At 75.3% G+C, this 4517-nt stretch carries 5 protein-coding genes; 1 reads left to right on the top strand and 4 read right to left on the bottom strand.

All coding sequences use genetic code 11. The features are described from left to right. Positions 1-199 precede the first annotated feature (199 nt). The 4 genes from ABZ924_RS38155 to ABZ924_RS38140 all read right to left on the bottom strand — a co-directional run bounded on the left by ABZ924_RS38155 (position 200) and on the right by ABZ924_RS38140 (position 4064). Positions 200-817 carry a hypothetical protein gene (locus ABZ924_RS38155; protein WP_361920270.1) on the bottom strand — a complete coding sequence of 206 codons (618 nt, stop codon included), beginning with the start codon at positions 815-817 and terminating at the stop codon, positions 200-202. A 76-nt stretch (positions 818-893) separates the two neighbouring features. After that, complete coding sequence (locus ABZ924_RS38150) at positions 894-1673, bottom strand: ABC transporter permease (protein WP_361920268.1); 780 nt, start codon at positions 1671-1673, stop codon at positions 894-896. Next, positions 1670-2635 (bottom strand): ABC transporter ATP-binding protein, encoded by a 966-nt coding sequence (locus ABZ924_RS38145; protein WP_361920272.1) that lies wholly within the window; start codon positions 2633-2635, stop codon positions 1670-1672. The genes ABZ924_RS38150 and ABZ924_RS38145 overlap by 4 nt, the downstream gene beginning before the upstream one ends. Positions 2636-2762: 127 nt before the next feature. Beyond that, positions 2763-4064, bottom strand: a complete 1302-nt coding sequence (locus tag ABZ924_RS38140; RefSeq protein WP_361920267.1) for an NYN domain-containing protein — start codon at positions 4062-4064, stop codon at positions 2763-2765. Positions 4065-4261: 197 nt separating this feature from the next. On the opposite strand from ABZ924_RS38140, the gene ABZ924_RS38135 reads away from it, so the two are divergent. After that, positions 4262-4517, top strand: a 256-nt coding sequence (locus ABZ924_RS38135) for a hypothetical protein (RefSeq protein ID WP_361920274.1), incomplete at its 3' end; no start/stop codon positions are given.

Raw genomic sequence — 4517 nt, 5'->3', positions numbered from 1 at the left:
TACCGCTGGGGGTACCCCCAGCGCCTCAAACGCCGACGAGGCTGGATCTTCCAGCCCGCGCGGCGTTTGAGCGCACCGGGCGCGGAGCGCCCGGAACGGGGTCCGGGGCGGAGCCCCGGTTTCTGGGGGCACCTCCCAGCGGTAGCTGGGGGAGAAGGGGCGGGGAGGGGACTGCTCCGCGCAGCGGCGAAGGGCGCCGTCAGGCCTGCGGGGGCTGCGGGGCGGGACCGCCCGGCGACGGGGTCGGGTCGTGCGGGGAGAACAGGGCCGTCAGGGCCAGATGGAGGGCCAGGGCCGCCATCGGCCAGGCCAGGAGGACGCCGTGGGCGAGGAGCTGGAGGGGGGCGTCGAAGGGGACGCCCTTGCCGGCCTTCAAGGCGGCCGCGGTCACGTCCTGGGTCGGGCCCAGCCACAGCCCCACCCGCCAGCCCAGGAGGGCGGCCAGGCAGGAGCCCAACCCGAGGCCGACGACCTGCGGGACGCCCCCGCGGCGCCGCCACAGGAAGACCAGCCCCCCGCTCAGCAGGCCCAGCCCCACCGACAGCAACAGGAACATCGCGTCGGCCCCGATCCGGGCCTCGCTCTCGGTGTTGTGCAGGAAAACGGCCTCGCCGTTGGACACGTACTGCGCCCGCGGCGCGAGCCACACCCACAGCAGCCCGAGGAGCACACCGGCCACACCCACGACGAGGGTGATCGCGGCGCCGTCGCGGACGTCCCCGGCGGTGATGCGCCCCTCAAGGCCGTCGGGCGCGTCCGCGGACGGCTGCTGCTGCGGCGGTTCGAACGGGTTCGGCGTGGTCACGGCTTCGGTCACTCCCACATCGTGCCAGGTGTCCTCGTCGCCGACGCGACCGCACCGGTGGCCGGAGGGCGACAACGGTCAGAGAGCCTCAGCGGACCGCCGCCCGCCGGTACGCCCACGTGGCGACGGCCAGCGAGAGCACGCCGACCGCCCCGCACACCCCGAGGTCGAGGCAGACCCCCGCCCAGTCCGGGTGCGGGGCGAAGGTCCGCGCGAAGGCCTCCACCCCGTACGTCGAGGGCAGCAGGTCCCGCGCCCACACGATCACGTCCGGCATCCGCTCGGGCGGCAGCACCCCCAGCAGCAGTGCCGCGGACATGCCGAGCTGCCCGGCGAGGGTGGCCAGTTCCTGCCGCGGCGCGAGCAGCCCGAGGGCCGCGCCCAGCCCGGCCAGGGCGGCCCCGGCCAGCGGCACCACGGCGCCCAGGATCCACAGCCCGCCCATCGGCAGTCCGAACAGCAGGCACCCGAACACCGCCGTGACCAGCGTGCCCGGCAGGGTGAAGGAGGCGTACGCGGCGGCCGCGCCGAGAACCACCGAGGCGGGCGGGACCGGCAGCGTGGCGTAGTGGTCGAGCCCGCCGCTCGCCCGCAGCTGCCCGAAGTACTGGGCGAGCAGGTTCAGCGCGACGAAGGCGACCACCAGCACGGAGGAGCCGGCGACCACCGCCCGCGCCTCCGAGCCGCCGTCGACCACGCCCCGCATCAGGACCATGATCCCGACGGACTGGAAGGTGGCGACGAACAGCAGCGGGATCCGCGCCACCCGGGCCCGGGAGAGCTGCGCCCGGTACACGGCGGACAGGGACGGCAGGAGCCGGGCCCGCGGGGCCAGTGCACCGGGGACGGGAGCCGGTCCGGCGCTCACGACTTCACCAGTCCCTTCGTGGTGCGCCCGCCCAGCGCGAGGTAGACGTCCTCCAGGCTCGGGGTCGCCAGCGTGAAGTCGTCGAGGGCCGCGAAGGCGGGGCCGCCGGTGACCGCCGCCACGGCGGCACGCGCCGCGTCGGGGGCGAGGCGCAGCACCCAGCGCCGGCCGGATTCGGCGGCCGCGGCGGCGAGGGCCGCGACCTCGGGGATGTCGAGCGGGGGTGCGCTGCGCCAGACCAGTTCGAGGCGGACCTCGTCGGAGACCATGGCCTTCAGTCCGGCCGGGGTGTCGCAGGCGATGACCTTGCCCTGGTCGATGACGGCGACCCGGTCGAGGACGGTCTCGGCCTCGATCACGTTGTGGGTGACGAGCAGCACGGTGGCGCCGTGTTCGGCGCGGCGCCGGTCCACGGCCGCCCACACGGCCCGGCGGGCCACGGGGTCCATGCCGGTCGTGGGCTCGTCGAGCACCAGCACGGCCCGCTCGCCGACGAGCGCGGCGGCGAAGCAGGCGAGGCGCCGCTGGCCGCCGGAGAGCTTCTTCAGGGGCCGGTCGGCGAGGGGGGCCAGGCCGAGTTCGTCCAGGACGGCGTCGCGCGCGGCGCGGGCGGTCCGGGCGTCGAGTCCGCGCAGCCGCCCGGTGGTCTCCGCGGCGAGGGCCACGGTGAGCTCGTCGAGGGCGGTGGACTCCTGCCCGAGGTAGGCCAGGAGCCGGGAGGCCCGCTCGGGGTGGCGTACGAGGTCGTGGCCGAGCAGGGTGACGGAGCCGGAGTCGGGTCGCAGCAGCCCGGTCAGCTGCCGGACCAGGGTGGACTTGCCGGCGCCGTTGGGCCCGAGCAGGCCGAAGATCTCGCCGCGCCGGACGTCGAGGCAGATCCCGTCGGTGGCGCGGGTCTCGGGCAGGGCGGGGACCCCGCGCCGGCCGCGTACGGCGGGATAGGTCTTGACCAGGTCACGCACCGTGCAGACCGCGCCCTCGGCCGCTGTCGCGGCGGCTGCCGCGGCCGCCGCCGTGCTGCGGCTGCCCGGCGGTCTTGCTGGTGCTGTGCCCGTACTCACGAGGGAGCAGCCTACGCGGCTCGCGGCCCTACTCGGCCGCCGGGGTCGCCGGGCCGCCCGGTACGGCGGCCGCCGTACCGGCCACGTGCTCGGCCGCGGCGCGGACGTCGATCTCCCGCCAGAACCCGGCGCGGATGGCGTAGCGGTCGTGTTCGTCGATCTGGTCGTCCTTGTGGGCGAGCAGCCCGAAGCGGGCGGCGTAGCGCAGCAGCTCCCCGTCGATGCGGTGCGGGACCCGCGGGTACATGGTGGCGAGCTTGTGCAGGTGGACGGCTTCGGGGAGGCGTTCCATCCAGCGCCGGGCGAAGACCTGGCCGACCTCGAAGGGGTCGCCGCCGACGGTGGTGATGTCCTCCTCGCGGTCGGCCCAGCGCTGTTCGGCGCTGGTGAGCTGGGCGAGGGTGGGCAGGGAGGCGGTTTCGGCGGGTTCGCCGAGCGGTCCGGGCCGGTCGATCCAGCCCTTGTCGGAGGACCACCGCAGGGCGCTGCCGGCCGGGGAGGGGGCGGCGGTGTGCCCGGGTCCGGCCTGCTGGCCGGGTGCCCGCAGGGAGCCGGCGAGGTCCTTCGGGGTGGGTACGGTCTTGCCGCCGACGGTGGGGGCGGGAACGGGGGCGGCGGTGCCGGTCTCGGGCGGGACGGGTGCGGCGGCGGGGGCCCCGTTGCCGCCGGCGCTGCGGGCGGCCTCGGCGAGGGCGGCCTCGGGCAGCGGGGCGGAGAGGATCGCGGCGATCTCGGGGCGCGGGGCGGGCGGCGGCGAGCAGAGCCCGGCGAGGTCCTTGGCGCGGACGGCGCGGGTGATCCAGGCCCGGTCCAGGACGCGGCGTTCGTCGGCCTCGGCGACGAGGTCCTCGGACTGGTTGTAGTCGCCGTCGGCGGCCTGGACGGCCCACAGGTGGACGGCGACGCCGTGCTCCTTGGCGGACATCAGGCCGGGCAGGAGGTCTCCGTCGCCGGTGACGAGCACCACGTCGGAGCAGGCGCGGTTGCGGGCGAGTTCGGTGAGCTCGGCGTGCATGGCGGCGTCGACGCCCTTCTGGGCCCAGCGGCCGTCGCTGCGGGTCAGGGCGCCCAGGCGGACGGTGACCCGGGGCATGACGCGGAGCCTGCGGTGCTCGGGCTGGGGCACCCGGTCGGGTGCGCCGTCGAACCAGTAGATGCGCAGCAGGGGCTGGGCGGTGTCGGCCTCGGCCCGTTCGCGCAGGCCCTGGATGAGGGCGGCGTGGTCGACGGTGATGCGGGAGCGGGAGGGCTCCCCCGCGAGAAGGCTGGCGGCGGCGCCCAGCAGATAGCCGGCGTCCACCAGGACGACGCAGCGGTCCACGCGTTCCACCTCTTCCGTGGGGGGTCCTCGGGTTTTCCTCGAGTCTGCCCGACCGCAAGGGTGTTGACGGCCGGAACTCGATCATCGGCGTGGCGGAGTTCACGGTTCTGCCGACTACGCGCAGTAAAGATCCAAAATGCGTGCTTTGCAGTGCTGTGTGAGTGTGAAGGCGGTCCTGGCCCCTAGACCCTCACGGAGGCTCCACCATGGCCAAGAACAAGAACCAGAAGACGCCCGCCAAGCAGCAGACCCGCTCCGGCCAGCAGGACGCGTCGAGGAGCTCGGCGGATGCGCCGCACGAGTCCCCGTCCGCCTCGCCGAGTCCCATGGACATGGCGCGCAAGGGCAAGCAGAAGCGCTTCGGCCACGCCGATCTGCGCCTCGCCCTCGGCGGCCAGGTACACCGCGGCCAGCCGCAGCGGACCCATCCGGTCGCGCAGGGGCCGCAGGACCACCTGTTGT

The sequence above is a fragment of the Streptomyces sp. NPDC046876 genome, from assembly GCF_040645035.1.
Taxonomy (GTDB): domain Bacteria; phylum Actinomycetota; class Actinomycetes; order Streptomycetales; family Streptomycetaceae; genus Streptomyces.
The sequence above is the reverse complement of the archived record's forward strand: the minus strand, read 5'-3'. Positions and strand labels throughout refer to the sequence as shown.